Here is a 17,874-nt window from a genome sequence, read left to right on the forward strand (position 1 = left end):
TACCTAAACTACTTTCGGGTTAATCTGGTCAGGGCGTTTTCCAGTTGAGAATCAAGTGGCGCGTCAATTCGCATCGTAGTCAGGCTGTTCGGGTGGGTGAAACTCAGGCTTTTGGCATGCAAAAACAACCGGTTTAACCCCAGCTGGTTCATTTGACCGCTGAAAGCGTTATCGCCATATTTATCATCACAGGCAATAGGATGACCTTTACAAGCAGTATGCACCCGGATTTGATGGGTACGACCTGTAACCGGAAATGCCTCAACTAAGGTGCCCTGCTGATAACGCTGCAGGATCCGAAAGCGGGTTTCCGACGGCTTACCATTTATTTCATCAACTTTTACTACCCGCTCACCTGATTGCAGGGTGTTTTTACGCAGCGGCTCAGTAACTTTACGCACTTTGTTATCCCAATCCCCACTGACCAGCGCCCAGTATTTCTTTTCAACCGTTTTATCCCGTAGTTGCGCATGCAAATGAGTCAGTACTGAGCGCTTCTTGGCAATTAATAAACAGCCTGAGGTATCCCGATCCAGCCGGTGCACCAGCTCCAGCAATTTAGCCTGGGGACGTAACGCCCGCATTGCTTCAATAACCCCAAACTGTAAGCCGCTACCGCCATGTACAGCCATACCAGAGGGTTTGTTCAGCACAATAAGATCATTGTCTTCAAACAGGATATGGCTTTCCAGTTCGCTGACCAGGCTTAACTTAACTGACACTCTATCCGGCTCTGCCGCGACGGTTAACGGTGGCACCCTTACGATATCGGCCTGTTGCAGCTTATACTCAGGTTTGACCCGCTTTTTATTAACTCGCACCTCACCTTTTCGTAAAACCCGGTAAATAACACTTTTTGGCACACCCCGCAGCCGGGCAAGTAAAAAATTGTCTATTCGCTGACCGATAAAATCATCTTCAATTTCAATCATTTGTATCGGTAATTTGATTTCATCCGCCATGTGCTTTAAATACTCTGCTAAAATTACTTTTAAGTTGCTATCCGATGCACATTAGTGGGATAATCATCCGGCTAATTATGCCAAAACGTGGCAATTAGGGCGCTCAAAGTGACATAAGAGAAATTGTGCGGCACCGTCAGGGGATGTGATCATACCGAATTCGTGGTGAAAACCAACGTTTTTTATAGCCCCGGCGTTTAAATAACGCCATTTGCCTGAGGTAATGTTGCGTAATCTGTTACCAACAACGGCAAAACACAGTTTCCGGTTACCTGAGCAACAAGAATAATTTGCTATAACGCAACGCCGAACGGCGGTGTGTTTCAGATTCAAACGAAAACAGATAACTATACTGTAAATAGTGACAATTTGGTTCCCTCAGGTATCCCAGTCGGGAGATTGCATTATTTGATGCCTGATAACATCTGAACACCCAGGTGCCCAGTAAGGTTGCGTTGTGGCTGCATAACAGAGTCACCCAACAATGAAAAGAATGTTAATAAACGCAACGCAGGAAGAAGAAATCCGCGTTGCTTTGGTCGATGGCCAAAAACTTTACGATCTGGATATAGAAAGCCCGGGTCATGAACAGAAAAAAGCCAATATTTACAAAGGCAAAATCACCCGGGTCGAACCCAGTCTTGAAGCCGCTTTTGTTGACTACGGCGCTGACCGCCATGGTTTTTTACCGCTGAAAGAGATTTCCCGCGAATATTTCCCGAAAGGTTACAGCTTCGATGGCCGCCCCAATATTAAAGAGGTGGTTAAAGAAGGTCAGGAAGTGATTATTCAGATTGATAAAGAAGAACGCGGCCAGAAAGGCGCGGCGTTAACCACCTTTATCAGTTTAGCCGGCTCTTACCTGGTATTAATGCCGAACAACCCACGGGCGGGTGGCATTTCCCGCCGGATTGAGGGTGATGAACGTCAGGATCTGAAAGACTCTCTGGGCCAGTTAGATATGCCGGATGGTATGGGACTTATCGTTCGTACTGCTGGCGTAGGCAAATCTTATGAAGAGCTGGATTACGATTTAAAAGCCTTGCTCAAGCATTGGTCTGCTATCACCGAAGAGGCCGCAAAGCGCCCCTCCCCGTTCTTAATTCATCAGGAAAGTAATGTGGTATTTCGCGCCATCCGCGATTACCTGCGCCGCGATGTTGGCGAAATTCTGATTGATAATCCGAAAATTTTTGAAGAAGCCAAAGTTTATATTCAGCAGTTCCGGCCTGATTTTGCCCACCGGGTAAAAATGTATGACGGTGAAGTACCGCTGTTTATGCATTACCAGATTGAAACCCAGATTGAAACGGCCTTTCGCCGTGAAGTGCGCTTACCGTCAGGTGGCTCTATTGTCATTGATGGCACTGAAGCACTGACCGCTATTGATATCAACTCGTCAAAGGCCACCAAAGGTGGTGATATTGAAGAAACGGCCTTTAATACCAATTTGGAAGCGGCGGATGAAATTGCCCGCCAGCTGCGTTTACGCGATTTGGGCGGGTTAATTGTTATCGACTTTATTGATATGACGCCGGTACGGCATCAGCGTGAGGTGGAAAACCGCTTAAAAGATGCAGTAAAACACGACCGTGCCCGGGTTCAAATTGGCCGCATCTCACGCTTTGGCTTGCTGGAAATGTCGCGGCAACGGCTGCGTCCTTCGCTGGGTGAGTCTGCCGGACATGTCTGTCCGCGCTGTCATGGTCGCGGTACTATTCGTGGAACCGAAAGCTCTGCTTTATCGATTCTGCGCTTAATTGAAGAAGAAGCCATTAAAGACAACACCAGCCAGATCCATGCGCAGGTGCCTATCTCGGTTGCCACCTATTTAATGAACGAAAAGCGCGAATCGGTGCGACGCATTGAAAAACGCAATGGTATCCAGATTTTCATTATTCCTAATGAACACCTGGAAACCCCTAACTATGAAGTGTCACGGATCCGGATTGATGAAGAGCTGGATGACGTTAGCTACAACATGGTTAAAGCACCTGAGGTTATCAGTAAGCCTTATCAGCCCAGTGTTGAAGTGGTTAAAGAAAAACCAGCAGTATCGGCAATAAATATTGCTCAGTCGGCCCCGGCCCGCACAGCGCCGGCAGCGGCATCAGCAGCACCGGCAACTGCAGCTCAACCTGATTTATTCAGCAAACTGAGTAAATGGTTTAAAAGTTTGATTACCGGCAGTGAGCCGAAAACTGAGCACAGTAAAACACCAAGCCAGCAGCATACTGCCCGCAAAGAAGAGGCCAAGCCTGGCCGGGATGGCAACCGCACCGGCCGTGATAGCAGCCGCGACAATAACCGCGATGGCAGCCGTGCAGATAGCAAGAACGACAATAATCGTCGGCGTAACAGTAAACGCCGTCGTCCGGATCAAGCCGACCGGGCGGTAGAAAAAGACGAGACCATCAGCAATGCCACAGCAGCGCCGGTAAAACAAGAACGTCCGCCACGTCCTGCTCAGGATCGCAATCGGCAGCAAGACAGTCGCAAGCCACAGACCGAACGTGTTGCTGAAGCGGCAGAGCAAGCCGAAGAGCCGAAAGAGCGCAGTGTCGCCGCAGAACGCCGTCAGCGTCGCAATATGCGTAAATCGGTACGCCTGAATCAGGCTGCAGATAATGCAAACACTGATGCTGCTGCTACCCAGCCTGTGGCCGCCGAGCAGGTGCCGGCTCCTCGTTCCTACCGGCTTTCTCAGAAGCGAAGAAGGTGATGAAGAAGGGATTCACTGAGGAAACTGAAAAGCGGCATTTTTATGAAAGGGAGTGAGAAATGAAGCCGCGAACCGCACGAGCAGCACCACGAAAGTCAGACAGAGAGGAGATGAAGTGTGTTTATTTGAAATACATGAACTAAACTTATGAGTATGAAGATTTACAACACAACTTTACAAACTAAAAAAAGCCTTTTAATGAGATCTTATTCTGTAGTTCTCATAATGAAAACCAAAGCAGTTCATGAGACAATAAAGCGCAACGAACTCATGAACGCAAACTAAATATCAAACTATTTCGCGAGTGAGCTGAAGAGATCAACGAGGCTGACCAAAATATTGCAGCTGACAATGAACGTTAACAATGATCGCTGAAACAAGCGTAATTAAGCTGAAACATGAACGACAGCGCTACGCAAAAACTATAACAACAGACAAGTACGAACATACGCGCCGTGATGCGATATGTGTGAAACTAGAACATAAAGAATGAAGGTGATGAAAATTAAAAGTAAATGCGCTGTTCAAAGCGAAATAGTGAACGATTTTGCGCGAGACAGCCCAAACGACCGAGTTTTATGATAAACACGGATCAAACAGCTGACTGATTACCAGCGAAAGCTAAACCAATGCCTTTCCAAAGACGATCGGAAGCGATATCGACCATCGGTAAGAACCAGTTGTATCGCTGCGCGTGACTGTTTTGTATTCTTATTGCACGCGACAAGGCTGCGATTCTGCGAAGCAGCGCCAGCGACTAAAGCTGCGCCGGCAAAAACAGGTAGCCGCTTTGGTAACATGGTGGTAGCTGATATGGCGAAACCCGAGACCAGTAATACTGAGCCTGCAACTGCCAGCGTAACACCAGCAGCTGCAGCCAGTGCCGCAGAGCGCCCAGCAGTAAGCAGCTCAAACCGGCCTGCCGGTTCAGCGTTTGCCAGACAGGCCGCCAGTGCACCGATGACCAAACCAGAAAAAGCGGAATAAAAAAGCCCCCGGTTTCGGGGGCGGTTCTGTAAATTTTGCTTCGTAAAAAAACCAGCTTAACCGCTGGTTTTTTTTATTTAGAAATCGTACTTGGCACTAAACTGCAAGCGGTGCATATCGCCATCCAGGCCTGATTCTACCTCACGGTTAGCAAATTTATACTCAGCGCCAACCATCAGTTTTTTATTTACCTGATACAGTAAATTTGCACTATAGCTATGGGTATTCTTATTGGCGCTCATGCCTGTTAGCGCAGTATCATTGTCGATATCAAGCACTGAGTACAATACTGTTGACCGCCATTGCGCATTCCACAAATGACGGTAAGCCACAGAATACGACGTAGCATCAATAGTTTCTAAACCGGCATCTGGTCCGCTGCCTGTAAGCACTGCACCATTGGTGGTATTCAAACCAACATAACGGCCTAATCCTTTACCGGTATTAAAGGTAAAACGCAAATCGTTCATATTGGCAAAGTTAATTTTACCACTTACCGACAAGCCGTAAGATGTCACATCATCGTCGTAATTCACCCCACTGTAATCGCCGTCAATACTTAGTTGGCGTAACAGCCCGGCTACTCTTAAAACCCCCCAGTCAGTTGTTAAACTATAACTGGCTGTAAAATCGGGCGTTGCGTTGTCATCGGTCGTTATACGCGCCCCACCACCAAACGGCGTAATAGTGCTTTCCGGATTTTCCACAGCAAAAGCAAAATTACCATGAGTGTAACGAATCTGCGCCTGACGGATAAAGACAGCTGCATCCGGGTTGCCGACAAAATCGAGCGTATCAGGTAAGGATGCAAGATCCATAAAATTTGACCAGGTCTGGCCAAGTGTCCAGTTTTTATACTTTATGAACGCATGACGCATAACCGGACTGTAACCATTGGTAGTCCGTTCATCGTTACCATTATTGCTGGTCATAAAATCAAATTCGATATGTCCGGTTAACTTTTCGTCGTTACCTAAATCAGTAGAAGTAGCGAAGAAGAAACGTGACTGACGGGCGTGCATATCAAAACGGCTGGTACTATCACCGCCTATTGGTGTCAGCGACGGCACATAGAAATCGCGACCTAGAGCAATCATTTCACCGTCAGAGTCGGTAGCCATAGCATCAAGCTTAATGAAACCGCCATAGGTGACGTTAGTATCACCAATACTAAAGCCTGTATTAGCCTGGACACTGCCGGCAGATAACGCCAGCGCGATAGCCGCCGTCAGGGCGCTTAGGGTCTTTCTCTGTCTCATCTGAAGTTCTCCATCTTTATTATTGTAATAACATCTGGTTTGCGTTATTTGGATTTTGACGGTACAACTTTGGGTGACAGTCTGTAACTTCGCAATTAGCCTTTAGTCGCAGTTAGCGCAATGGCTGATGCTTGGCTAGACTATGGTCTAATTTCATTTGTAGTGTCATTTCGATAGAAAGTAACCAGTTATAAATTCTTATATTAATACTGCAGATCCACAGGGGAAACTATGTCACATCCAAGCTTTTATCCGGTGAGTGAGACGGCCAAAGCCAGAACACATATTACCGATGCCATTTATCAGGAAATGTATCGCCAATCGGTTGAACAACCTGAGCAATTCTGGGCTGAACAGGGTAAGCGTCTTGATTGGATCACGCCGTACAGCAAGATTAAAGACACCAGTTTTGAATTAGGTAAAGTTAACGTTAACTGGTACAGCGATGGCCTCTTGAACGCCAGTTACAATTGTCTTGACCGTCATCTGGCAAGCCGCGCCGACCAGGTCGCTTTTTACTGGGAAGGTGATGAACCGGGTGTGCAAAAAACAGTGACCTACCAGCAGTTGTATGATCAGGTATGTGCGCTGGCCAACGGTATGAAGTCACTGGGAATTAAAAAAGGTGATCGGGTAACAATTTATCTGCCGATGATCCCGGAAGCTGCGGTTGCCCTGCTGGCCTGTGCCAGAATTGGTGCCGTGCACTCAGTGGTATTTGCCGGTTTCTCTCCCGACGCCCTTGGTAACAGAATTGTCGATTGCGATTCCAAATTGGTCATTACTTCAGATCAGGCGCTGCGTGGCAACAGAGCAACCCATTTAAAAGACAATACTGATGCAGCTCTGGGTCACCTTGGCAGCGACAGTCCGGTCCAAAATGTTATCGTAGTAAAACACGTTGGCAAAAACATCGACTTTCATCCAAGCCGGGATGTCTGGTACCACGAGCTGGTCGCCAGCCAGAGTAAAACCTGTGAACCAGAACCAATGAACGCCGAAGACCCGCTGTTTATTCTTTACACTTCGGGTTCTACCGGCAAGCCAAAGGGTGTTTTGCATACTACCGGCGGTTATCTGGTTTATGCCGCAATGACCCATCAGTATGTATTTGATTATCATGATGGTGATATTTACTGGTGTGCAGCAGACGTTGGCTGGGTTACCGGCCACAGTTATATTATTTACGGTCCGCTGGCCAATGGTGCCAGCAGCGTAATGTTTGAAGGCGTTCCAACCTACCCCAGCGTTAAACGTATTGCCCAGATAGTTGACAAGTACCAGGTGAACATTCTTTATACCGCCCCGACGGCAATACGGGCGTTAATGGCCCATGGCGACAGCCCGGTAGAGGGCGCAAACTTAAGCTCACTGAAAATACTGGGGAGTGTGGGCGAACCAATAAACCCGGAAGCCTGGAACTGGTATTACGAGAAAATTGGCAGCAGCCAGTGCCCCATTGTGGATACCTGGTGGCAAACCGAAACCGGTGGCATTTTAATTACGCCATTACCGGGTGCCACAGCATTAAAGCCAGGTTCTGCTACCCGGCCATTCTTCGGGGTTAAACCGGCGATTGTCGACAATGAAGGCAAGCAACTGGACGGTGTTGCTGAGGGCAATCTGGTGATCCTTGACAGCTGGCCTGGCCAGATGCGCACCCTGTACGGTGATCACGACAGGTTCGAACAAACCTACTTCAGTACCTATGCCGGCATGTATTTTACTGGTGATGGGGCCAGACGCGATGAAGACGGCTACTACTGGCTTACCGGCCGGGTCGACGATGTCCTGAATATCTCCGGCCACCGTTTGGGCACTGCAGAAATTGAAAGCTGTCTGGTCGCCCACGATGCCATTGCCGAAGCCGCCGTAGTCGGTTACCCGCATGATATTAAAGGCCAGGGCATTTATGTTTATGTCACACCCAGAGTTGGGGTTGAGCCCAGTGATGAGCTGACTAAAGCAATCAGAGCCTGGGTGCGGGAAGAAATATCGCCGATAGCCACCCCGGATTTGGTGCAATGGGCGCCTTCAGGCTTACCGAAAACCCGCTCTGGTAAGATTATGCGGCGCATTTTGCGTAAAATTGCGGCGAATGAACATGACCAGTTAGGTGATATTTCTACTCTGGCAGACCCATCAGTAGTTGAAATTTTAGTGAATAACCGTTTAAATCGTAAGTAAGGCAAAAACAGCGTAAGCTTACGTTGTTCCAGTTGCAGCAAAAAGGCCGCTATTGCGGCCTTTATAATAATTACAATTCTGGACCTTACCGGAGGATTTATATGGCAAAGCTTATCGTTGCTGACGACCACCCGTTGTTTCGCAATGCACTGATTAACGCGATAAGCAGTACCTTTGTCACTAAGGCGACCATCGAAACCGACAGTTTCGATACCACCTGCACTGCATTGGAGCAACACCCCGACACAGATTTACTATTGCTTGATTTACATATGCCTGGCAATTGTGGTTTTCTGGGCTTAATCCAGCTTCGTAAAAACTACCCCAGCCTGCCGATAGTGGTGATATCGGCCAGTGAAGAACTGGACGTGATCAGACGGGTTATTGCGTTTGGTGCATCGGCCTATATTCCTAAATCAGCCAATCCGGTAGATATCAGTACGGCACTTAATGCCGTATTGGCCGGAGAGCTCTGGGTACCAGCCAGCTTGCACAAAGCAGTGTTTCAGGAACAAAGTGCCGGCGAGGATTTAGATTTAGCAGCCAAAGTAGCCCAACTTACCCAGCAACAGTATAAAGTTCTGTATTACTTAACCGAAGGCTGGCTGAATAAACAAATCGCCTACGACTTACATATTTCTGAAGCCACAGTTAAAGCACATATAACCGCTATTTTTCGTAAACTTGGCTGTACCAACCGTACCCAGGTGGTTATTCAGGCACAGCGCCTAACCTTAGAGCCGCCGGTGGACAGAGCCATGGCCCAGCAGCACTGAGTCAGCCGTTGACTATGGCTGCATTAGTCAGTGCCGGGCATCTGTTTACTGCGCTTAAGCATTTTAAAGTGGTTCAGGCTGGCTCTGAGCGCGCCTGGCTTAATTGGTTTGGCCAGATACATCAGGCCTGCGGCCTTAGCCTGCGCCGCTAAATCTGCCTGAGGTGAAGCCGAAACCAGAATTCCGCCGACATCACCCCACAAGGGTTTAATTTGCTGATATAAGTCCAGGCCATTGGCATGCTGGCCCAACTGATAGTCTATTAACATAACGTCGGGTGCCGCCGCAGTGCGGGCGTAATCCAGCAGTTCCTGCTCATCATAAAAACAACTGACTTCTGCAATTTGCCACTGCTCCAGCAATACCTTTAACGCGGCCAGGTTTGCTGCATCATCATCGATACACACCACCGTTAAGCCAGGCAAAGGCCGTTGTTGCGCCTGCTGCCCAGGCAACGGCAGCACAGCACGCTGTCGCTGTTGTGCCAGCGGCAGGCTGATGCTGAATAATGTGCCCTTACCGGGCCAGGAGCGGACAGTTAACGGATGGTCCAGCAGTTTTGCCATCCGGTGCACTACCCCCAAACCCAGACCTACCCCCTGCTGACCTTTAGCTGTGGCATCTATCCGGTAAAAATCTTCAAAAATCCGTTCTAAATCATAGGGAGAAATGCCGGGCCCGGTATCCCACACCTGAACAATAACCCGGTCTTTCCGCTTACGGCAACCGAGTAAAATTCGCCCTTTTACCGTATATTTAATCGCGTTTGATAACAGATTCTGCAAAATGCGCCGCAGATAAGTGGAGTCTGTCAGGACATTATACTTTGCCATTCGTACGTTTAACGCCAGGCCTTTCTGACTGGCGACCAGACTGTACTCGTCTGCCAGCTGCGACAACAACTCTTGCAGCGCTACGGGTCGCACATCGGGTTGCAACTTACCATCATCCAGTTTGGCAATTTCCAGCAAGGTTGAAATCAGCTCTTCTGAGGCTTTTAACGAGTTATCCAGTTGACTGAGGATCGCTTTTTGCTGCTGCTTTTCCTGAGCGCCACTCAGGGCAGCGGTAAATAACCTGGCAGCATTTAATGGCTGCAGAATATCGTGACTGGCCAGTGCCAGAAACCGGGTTTTGGAGGCATTAGCCGCTTCCGCTTCTGCTTTTGCCTGTAAAAGTTGCTGCTCAGTTGCACGTCGCCGCCCTACTTCGGCCAGCAGTTCGTGGTTTATATCTGAAATAGTTTGCGTTCGTTCCTGTACCCGCTCTTCCAGATGTTGCTTCGCCTCTGCCAGGGCCTGTACTGCTTTTACATGCTCTGAAATATCAGTAAAGCTGGTAACAAAACCACCACCCGGAATGGGGTTCCCGCGCATTTCAATGACCCGGCCATCAGGGCGTACCCGTTGAAACACATGGGCAGTGCCTTTTTGCATATGGGCAATGCGCTTTTCTACATGCTCATCCGGATCGCCAGGGCCACAAAGCCCGCGCTCTGCATTTAGTCTGACAATATCAGCAACCGGCCGGCCCACTCTGACCATTCCTTCAGGGTAACTGAACATTTCCAGATACGCTTTATTCCAGGCAACCAGTTTCAGCTCCCGGTCGACCACACTGACCCCCTGACTTAAATGTTCCAGGGTAGAGAACAATATTTTCCGGGAAAACTGAATAGCCTGGGTCGTATCATCAAATAAGGTGACAACATCTTCAAAACCAAGCTGCCGCCCCTCCAGCACCGCATTAACCATAGCCGAAGCGGATGACGCACCAATAACCCCGGCCAGTTCCCGCTCGACATGCTCCACCAGACCAACTGTTGGTAAGTCGTCCAGTTGCAGATTGAGTTTGTGTTTACGACCAAACTCTGCCAGACATTCTATCGCCCGGCCGGTACCAACAAAGCGCTCCAGTAATATTTTTAAATCCGCATTGTGGATACGGATCCGCCGGGCTGGCGTGTCCTGATGGTCAATTGGCAGGTTAGGCTTAACAAAAGCCACGGCCTGTAACCGGTCCTGCAGGTTGACGCTGCTGAGCAGCGATACCACCGTATAAGCCAGAATATTAAAACCGAGTGACAGCAGGACACCATGGCTTAAACTATCCAAAGTAATACCAAACATGCCGGTCGGTGACAGCCACTGGATCCCCAGTAACCCCTGCTGCATAATATCGCTGTTAATCACTCCGGCATTCACCAGTTGCGGCAACATTAAGGTATAAAACCAGAGCACCAGGCCTAAACTCAAACCGGCATATACGCCCCAGGCGTTGCCACGACGCCAGTACAAACCACCCAGTACCGCCGGTGCCAGTTGGATAGCTAATGCAAATGCCAGTAAACCGGTTTCTGCCAGTTCATAATTACGAGCAAAAATCTGATAGTAAAAATAGGACAAGCCCATCACCAGCAAAATCATCGCCCGGCGTACCAGCAAAATCAGTAAACTGTAATCATGCGGCATACCTTTGCGCCGGTTAGACTGCAACAAGCTTGGCATGACAACATCGTTACTTATCATGGTGCTAAGAGCCAGGGTGGCGATAATAATCATCGAGGTTCCGGCTGAGAAACCACCAATGAATACCAGCACACTTAAGCTGTTCCAGCCAGACTGCGCCGGGATCAGCAGGACAAAACTGTCAGCCTGGGACAGCATGGAAGGAAACATCTGCATACCTGCGACCGCCAGCGGTACGACAACGATAGTGACCAGCAGTAAATAACCGGAAAACCAGCGTCTGGCATGACGCAGGTGGTGATGAGACACGTTTTCAACAAAGGCTACATGAAACTGGCGGGGCAACAAAAAAACAGCGGCCATTGCCAACAGGGTTTTGGTAATAAACTCAACAATACCGGACGTGCTGTAATTGGCCTGCTGACTACTGGCATGGGCTGCAAAGGCCCGCAGCACGTTTTGGTCTTTATCCAGAATAAACACATAGACGGCAATGGCCAGGGTTAACAGCGCAAACAGTTTTACTACAGATTCAAAGGCTATCGCCACCATCACGCCGCGATTTTGTTCGGTTAAATGCAGCTTGCGGGTACCAAATAAAATGGCAAAAAATGCCATGGCAATTGCACTGAGTAAGGCACTGTCCTGATACCAGTTTTCGGCGATATCGGTAAAATCACCACCGAGTAACACCTGATAAGAGCTGGCTACCGCTTTTAACTGTAGTGAAATGTACGGAACAACCACGATAAGGCAGATAATTGCAGAAAACATCGCAATGTTTTTGCGTTTACCATAACGGGCAGCGATAAAATCGGCTATCGAGGTAACATTTTGCTTTTTGGACACGTAAAGCAATTTAAATAAAAATGGCTGGCCAAAAATAAACAGTAAGATGGGCCCGAGATAAATGGGGATATAGTCCCAACCGCGGGTTACCGCAGTACCAACAGCGCCATAGTAGGTCCAGGAGGTACAGTAAACCGCTAATGCCAGGCTATAAATTAATCCCCCATACTTTCGTATAAGCCGGTCATCGGCGTGGCGCTCACCCCAGTTGGCAATCCAGAATAAACCCCCGACGTAAATCAGCGCCAATAAGGCGACAGTCCATGCCGTCACTACTTTCTCCTGCTGTCTGAATAACGATACTTTGAGCCGCAATAACTCTGCTGTCAATCGCTGGCCATCAGGCTTCGACTAAAGTCGGGCTGGCGCCCGGGATAACTGCTGCTAGATTAACAATGCTCGATAAAAATAACTAAAGGAGAAATATGATGGCGGACCATACAAAGAACGCCCAGGCTTATTGGCGAGCGAACCTTCGCTTGATCATTATCAGTCTGGCGATATGGGCACTGGTGTCCTATGGCTTTGGCATTTTGCTGCGGCCCTGGCTGGCAGGCATTCCGGTAGGTGGCACAGACCTGGGTTTCTGGTTTGCGCAACAGGGTTCAATTTTAACCTTTATCGCTTTGATCTTCTTCTACGCCTGGAGAATGAACAAACTCGATAAGGAATTCGGCGTGGACGAGGAGTAAGCAGGATGAGTCAATTTGCAATAAACCTGATATTTGTCGGCGGCTCCTTCGCCCTCTATATCGCAATCGCAATCTGGGCCCGGGCTGGCACCACTAAAGAGTTCTATGTGGCCGGCGGCGGGGTTAACCCGGTAATGAATGGTATGGCCACAGCTGCCGACTGGATGTCAGCGGCGTCATTTATTTCAATGGCCGGCTTAATTGCTGCTGGTGGCTATGCTAATTCTACTTTCTTAATGGGCTGGACCGGTGGTTATGTCTTACTGGCCATGTTACTTGCCCCGTACTTACGTAAGTTCGGCAAGTTTACCGTGCCAGACTTTATCGGTGACCGCTTTTACAGCACCGGTGCCCGGCTGGTTGCCGTAGCCTGTTTAATTATTGCCTCAGTAACCTATGTTATCGGTCAGATGACTGGCGCCGGTGTGGCCTTCTCGCGCTTCCTGGAAGTCAGTAGCGACATGGGGCTGATTATCGCCGCGGTTATTGTTTTTCTGTATGCGGTTATGGGGGGGATGAAAGGCATTACCTATACTCAGGTAGCACAATATGTCGTGCTGATTATCGCCTACACCATTCCGGCGGTATTTATTTCATTGCAGTTAACCGGTAACTTCTTACCGCCACTGGGCCTGTTCTCTGAACATACCGAGTCAGGTATGCCATTACTGGCAAAACTTGACGAAGTTGTGCGTGAGCTTGGCTTCCAGGACTACACCGCTGATGTGGATAACAAACTGAATATGGTATTGTTTACCCTGTCGCTGATGATCGGTACTGCCGGTTTGCCACATGTTATTATCCGTTTTTTCACGGTACCCAAAGTTGCTGATGCCCGCTGGTCAGCCGGTTGGGCGCTGGTGTTTATTGCCCTGCTGTATTTAACCGCACCAGCAGTGGCGTCAATGGCCCGCTTAAACCTGATGAATACTATTTATCCGGCAGGTCCAACAGCTGATGCTATTCAGTACGCAGAGCGGCCAGACTGGATGAAAACCTGGGAAACCACCGGTTTAATCCAGTTCACCGATAAAAACAATGACGGCCGCATTCAGGTTTATAACGATACACCTGCATTTGCTGCTACCGCCACCGAACGTGGCTGGAATGGTAACGAGCTGGTAGTCAATAACGATATTCTGGTATTGGCGAATCCGGAAATTGCTAACCTACCAGGCTGGGTTATTGGTTTAATTGCTGCCGGTGGTTTGGCGGCGGCGCTGTCAACGGCAGCCGGATTACTACTGGCAATTTCGTCGGCAATCAGCCATGACTTGATCAAAGGCTCGCTCAAGCCCGATATCAGTGAAAAAGGTGAATTAATGGCAGCCCGTATTTCGATGGGGGTCGCTATCGTAGTTGCTACCTGGCTCGGCATGAACCCACCCGGCTTCGCTGCGCAGACGGTTGCACTGGCCTTTGGTATCGCTGCGGCGTCAATTTTCCCGGCGCTGATGATGGGTATCTTCTCCAAGCGGGTGAATAACGTTGGCGCGATTGCAGGTATGCTGGCAGGGTTAATTTCTACCTGTGTTTATATCTTCCTGTATCTGGGCTGGTTCTTTATCCCAGGCACTGCGACGTTTGCCAATACGCCGGATAACTGGTTGTTTGGTAGCACAGGTTATGGCATTTCACCGCTGTCTTTTGGTGCAGTAGGGGCAATGATTAACTTTGCTGTGGCCTTTACAGTGTCAGCGTTAACCGCGCCGCCACCAGTGCGTATTCAGGAACTGGTAGAAAGCGTCCGCTTCCCGCGTGGTGCTGGTCAGGCTGTAGACCACTAAGCTGACACTACGTTATAGTGTTAGTAATAAGATGTTGAAGTAGTAGCGGGCTTTCAATTGAAAGCCCGCCTTTTTAAAGCAAGATACTAAGCAGGAATACCCTATGTTATGGGAATTAATCGCGACCGTTTTTGCCGGATTGGGTGCAGCGGGCATAGCCCTGGCCATCCGCTTTATCAGCAGAAAAAAAGCACCACGCTGGCTGATCCCCGCGTTTGCCGGTTTGGGCATGCTGAGCTTTCAGGTGCAAAGTGAATACAACTGGTACCCGCATCAGGCGGGTTTATTACCAGACGGTGTAGTGGTGGTGCGAACCGTTGAGCAACAAGCATTCTGGCGGCCATGGAGTTATCTGCACCCGCAAACACTGCGTTTTATTGCCGCTGACATTGCCAATGCGGCCCCTAATCAACGAAATGAGGCCATCTGGCTGGTCGACTTATACTTTTTTGAACGCCGGCTGTCAGCCAAACGGGTACCTCAGGTTGTGCATTGTCAGCAACAGGCCCGCGCCGATTTCACCGAACAATTGCATATTCCCGCTCCCGGTGAAGCGGTAGGTAACGCCTGGCATAAGCTGGAAAATAATGACCCGTTACTGTTGGCGTTATGTCAACGTCAGGCAGTGTAACTTAACCGACACTATACGCTGAGGTCTTATGGAAGTTGCTGAGGTAACTACTTTTTTAGCTGGCACTACCCCATTTGACCAGCTTGATCATGCCCAGCTGGCCAGCCTGGCCGGCAATATCAGTGTGTACTACTGTCAGAACGGCGAAACAGTACAATTGAGCGCAGAGCGCTTGATGATCGTCCGGACCGGCATATTCGCGTTGTACAGTGACCAGCAAACCTTACTGACCAAACTGGAAGAAGGTGACTTTTACGGCTATCAGTTATTATTAACCGGCTTAAGCGACAACGATAAGCTGGTTTGTGAAGAAGATGGTCTGGTTTACTGGTTAAGCGCTGATGCCTTTCATCAGTTGCGCTATCAGTATAAGAATATTGATATTTTCTTTCAGCGCTTATTTAGCAGACGGCTCCACCAATATAAAGCGCAACAACAAAATTCCCGCTTTACCCTGAAAATCAGTGACATAGTCCAGGCCCGCAAAATCGCGATCAGTGGTGAGCACAGCGTGCAGCAAGCTGCGGCATTAATGACCGAAAAAAGAGTGTCATCACTGCTGGTAGAGCAACACGAGCGGCTGGTTGGCATTATCACCGACCGTGACCTGCGCAGCCGGGTACTGGCCGCTGACTTGCCGGCGCAAACCGCGGTTAAGCAGGTAATGACGGCTAAGCCACATACTATCGACAAACATGCTTATCTGTTTGAAGCCGTGCAGCTGATGAGCCGGCACAATGTGCACCATTTGCCCGTGCTGGACAAACAGCAAAGCTATTCAATGATCACCGCCACTGACATTATCCGCTCGCAGCAAGACCACCCCGTATACCTGATTGGTGAAATTCACCGCCAGACCAGTGTCGATGGCCTGGAACATTGTGCCAGTCAGGTCAGCAGCCTGGCCTTAACCCTGGGCAAGCAACAGGTGCCCGCACATGAGGCCGGACACATTATTACCACTATTACCGATGCGCTGACCCAGCGCCTGATCACCTTAGCTCAGCTTGAGCTAGGGCCGCCCCCTTGCGTATTCAGTTGGTTGGCTTTCGGTTCACAAGGCCGGATGGATCAAAGCTTAAATGCTGATCAGGATAATGCCTTATTACTGGAAAAAGAGCCTGTTGGCGAGGTTGCGGCTTACTTTGCCGCCTTGGCCGACTTTGTCTGTCAGGGGTTAGCCCGCTGCGGCATTATTCTGTGTCCTGGCAATATTATGGCGTCCAACAGTGCTCTGCGCTTAAGCTTAAAAGGCTGGTCAGGCCAATTTGCCAAATGGGTTACCAGCCCTACTCCCGAAGCGCTGCTTAAGTCCAGTATCTTTTTTGATTTACGGGTAATTGAAGGCAGTAAAGGTCTGTTTAACGCCTTACAACAGGATATTCTGGCCAGAACCACCGACAATGCATTGTTCTTATATCATCTGGCGCAAACCGCCTTGCAACGCACTGCGCCACTGAGCTTTTTGCGTAATTTTATTCTGGAACATGACGGTAAACAGAAAAAAGGTCTCGACTTAAAGAAACGCGGGATCAGTTTAATTACTGATATTGTTAGAGTATATGCGTTGTCAGCTGGGATCAGCGAAATCAATACCCGGCAGCGCTTAGTCCAGTTAGCCAATAAAGGCATAATGGACAGCAAGGATACCCAGAATTTATCAGACGCTTTCGATGTGCTGGCGCAGCTGCGCTGGGACAAACATCAGCATGATCTGATCCAGGGCCATGATGTCAGCAACCTGCTGGACCCTAATGTGTTATCAGGTTTACAGCGCCATCAGCTGAAGGACAGCCTGACAGTGATTAATGATGCCCAGTCGTCATTAAAACACCGTTTTTGCCGGGATTTATAACATGCTGGCCTGGCTATCAAATAAAACAGCACCGCTCAGCCACATCGTGCAGACATTTAATCAGACGGCACTGCCTGCCGGGGGCGTTCGCGCAGCCGACTGTCCTTTTTTGGTTATTGATTTAGAACTGACGGGTTTAAATGCAAAACAGGATCACATCGTCAGCCTGGGTTGGCTGCCGGTGCGTCAGCATGAAATTGTGCTAGCTGAAGCCCGGCATTATCTGGTTCATAGCCCAGTCAGTGTGGGCCAGAGTGCGGTTTTTCATGGCCTGCATGACCGGGATTTTGACAAAGCACTGGATTTGGCGGAAGTACTGACTGAACTGCTGCAACAGTATGCTGGCTACATTTTTGTTGCTCATCATTGCCAGCTTGATTGTCGGTTTTTAGAAGTCGCCAGCCAACGTATCTTCGGTAAAGCAGCGAAGTTCAGTTTTATCGACACCCTGAATATTGAACTCTACCGGCTGCAGAAACAGGGTATTGTCATGAAAAAAGATGCATTGCGGCTGCCACAATGTTTAAGCCGGCATAAACTGCCACAGAGTAATCAGCACCATGCGCTGGCCGACGCATACAGTTGTGCCTTGTTGCTACTGAGTCAGCTGAAACACAGCCATGCTGATATCACCCTGGCGGATTTGCAGCTGCAAAGCCGCTAACTCTGCCACTGGCGCTGCCAGCGTTACCTTGCGGC

The 17,874-nt window shown here is 49.1% G+C and carries 12 protein-coding genes; 9 read left to right on the plus strand and 3 right to left on the minus strand.

The window, feature by feature from the left end; genetic code table 11:
- Positions 1–8: 8 nt before the first annotated feature.
- Positions 9–962, minus strand: a complete 954-nt coding sequence (gene rluC, locus KG631_RS10930) for a 23S rRNA pseudouridine(955/2504/2580) synthase RluC (protein ID WP_213999764.1) — start codon at positions 960–962, stop codon at positions 9–11.
- 493 nt (positions 963–1,455) lie between these two features.
- On the opposite strand from rluC, the gene rne reads away from it, so the two are divergent.
- Both rne and KG631_RS10940 read left to right on the plus strand, forming a co-directional pair.
- Positions 1,456–3,684: a ribonuclease E gene (gene rne / locus KG631_RS10935; RefSeq protein WP_301003769.1), complete on the plus strand. Its 2,229-nt coding sequence runs from the start codon at positions 1,456–1,458 to the stop codon at positions 3,682–3,684.
- Positions 3,685–4,497: 813 nt separating this feature from the next.
- Complete coding sequence (locus KG631_RS10940) at positions 4,498–4,671, plus strand: hypothetical protein (protein ID WP_213999765.1); 174 nt, start codon at positions 4,498–4,500, stop codon at positions 4,669–4,671.
- Between the two features lie 77 nt (positions 4,672–4,748).
- On the opposite strand, the gene KG631_RS10945 is transcribed toward KG631_RS10940, so the two are convergent.
- A complete protein-coding gene (locus KG631_RS10945; protein WP_213999766.1) occupies positions 4,749–5,930 on the minus strand; it encodes a DcaP family trimeric outer membrane transporter in 1,182 nt (393 codons plus the stop codon).
- Between the two features lie 231 nt (positions 5,931–6,161).
- Here KG631_RS10945 and acs point away from each other — a divergent pair, with 231 nt between their 5' ends.
- Together acs and KG631_RS10955 are read left to right on the plus strand one after the other, a co-directional pair.
- Positions 6,162–8,117, plus strand: coding sequence for an acetate--CoA ligase (gene acs / locus KG631_RS10950; protein WP_213999767.1), 1,956 nt, complete (start codon positions 6,162–6,164; stop codon positions 8,115–8,117).
- A 101-nt stretch (positions 8,118–8,218) separates the two neighbouring features.
- A complete protein-coding gene (locus KG631_RS10955) occupies positions 8,219–8,893 on the plus strand; it encodes a response regulator transcription factor (protein ID WP_213999768.1) in 675 nt (224 codons plus the stop codon).
- 23 nt (positions 8,894–8,916) lie between these two features.
- Here the strand turns inward: KG631_RS10955 and KG631_RS10960 are convergent, their stop codons facing one another.
- Positions 8,917–12,483 (minus strand): PAS-domain containing protein, encoded by a 3,567-nt coding sequence (locus KG631_RS10960; protein WP_213999769.1) that lies wholly within the window; start codon positions 12,481–12,483, stop codon positions 8,917–8,919.
- A gap of 155 nt (positions 12,484–12,638) precedes the next feature.
- Between KG631_RS10960 and KG631_RS10965 the strand changes: the two genes are divergently transcribed.
- From KG631_RS10965 to KG631_RS10985, 5 genes are all read left to right on the plus strand, one after another.
- Complete coding sequence (locus KG631_RS10965) at positions 12,639–12,902, plus strand: DUF4212 domain-containing protein (RefSeq protein WP_213999841.1); 264 nt, start codon at positions 12,639–12,641, stop codon at positions 12,900–12,902.
- 5 nt (positions 12,903–12,907) lie between these two features.
- Positions 12,908–14,689 (plus strand): sodium:solute symporter family protein, encoded by a 1,782-nt coding sequence (locus KG631_RS10970; protein ID WP_213999770.1) that lies wholly within the window; start codon positions 12,908–12,910, stop codon positions 14,687–14,689.
- A 103-nt stretch (positions 14,690–14,792) separates the two neighbouring features.
- Positions 14,793–15,320, plus strand: coding sequence for a hypothetical protein (locus tag KG631_RS10975; protein WP_213999771.1), 528 nt, complete (start codon positions 14,793–14,795; stop codon positions 15,318–15,320).
- Between the two features lie 28 nt (positions 15,321–15,348).
- On the plus strand, positions 15,349–17,175 hold the full coding sequence (locus KG631_RS10980; RefSeq protein WP_213999772.1) for a DUF294 nucleotidyltransferase-like domain-containing protein: 1,827 nt from the start codon (positions 15,349–15,351) through the stop codon (positions 17,173–17,175).
- 1 nt (position 17,176) lies between these two features.
- Positions 17,177–17,839: an exonuclease domain-containing protein gene (locus tag KG631_RS10985; protein ID WP_213999773.1), complete on the plus strand. Its 663-nt coding sequence runs from the start codon at positions 17,177–17,179 to the stop codon at positions 17,837–17,839.
- Positions 17,840–17,874: the final 35 nt, after the last annotated feature.

Origin of the sequence: Arsukibacterium sp. (genome assembly GCF_018402695.1) — a bacterium.
Classification (GTDB): Bacteria; Pseudomonadota; Gammaproteobacteria; order Enterobacterales; family Alteromonadaceae; genus Alishewanella.

Bases quoted from the DNA above. Each gene is read 5' to 3' on its own strand.
- rluC (WP_213999764.1), bottom strand. From the start codon at position 962: ATGGCGGATGAAATCAAATTACCGATACAAATGATTGAAATTGAAGAT.
- rne (WP_301003769.1), top strand. From the start codon at position 1,456: ATGTTAATAAACGCAACGCAGGAAGAAGAAATCCGCGTTGCTTTGGTC.
- KG631_RS10940 (WP_213999765.1), top strand. From the start codon at position 4,498: ATGGCGAAACCCGAGACCAGTAATACTGAGCCTGCAACTGCCAGCGTA.
- KG631_RS10945 (WP_213999766.1), bottom strand. From the start codon at position 5,930: ATGAGACAGAGAAAGACCCTAAGCGCCCTGACGGCGGCTATCGCGCTG.
- acs (WP_213999767.1), top strand. From the start codon at position 6,162: ATGTCACATCCAAGCTTTTATCCGGTGAGTGAGACGGCCAAAGCCAGA.
- KG631_RS10955 (WP_213999768.1), top strand. From the start codon at position 8,219: ATGGCAAAGCTTATCGTTGCTGACGACCACCCGTTGTTTCGCAATGCA.
- KG631_RS10965 (WP_213999841.1), top strand. From the start codon at position 12,639: ATGGCGGACCATACAAAGAACGCCCAGGCTTATTGGCGAGCGAACCTT.
- KG631_RS10970 (WP_213999770.1), top strand. From the start codon at position 12,908: ATGAGTCAATTTGCAATAAACCTGATATTTGTCGGCGGCTCCTTCGCC.
- KG631_RS10975 (WP_213999771.1), top strand. From the start codon at position 14,793: ATGTTATGGGAATTAATCGCGACCGTTTTTGCCGGATTGGGTGCAGCG.
- KG631_RS10980 (WP_213999772.1), top strand. From the start codon at position 15,349: ATGGAAGTTGCTGAGGTAACTACTTTTTTAGCTGGCACTACCCCATTT.
- KG631_RS10985 (WP_213999773.1), top strand. From the start codon at position 17,177: ATGCTGGCCTGGCTATCAAATAAAACAGCACCGCTCAGCCACATCGTG.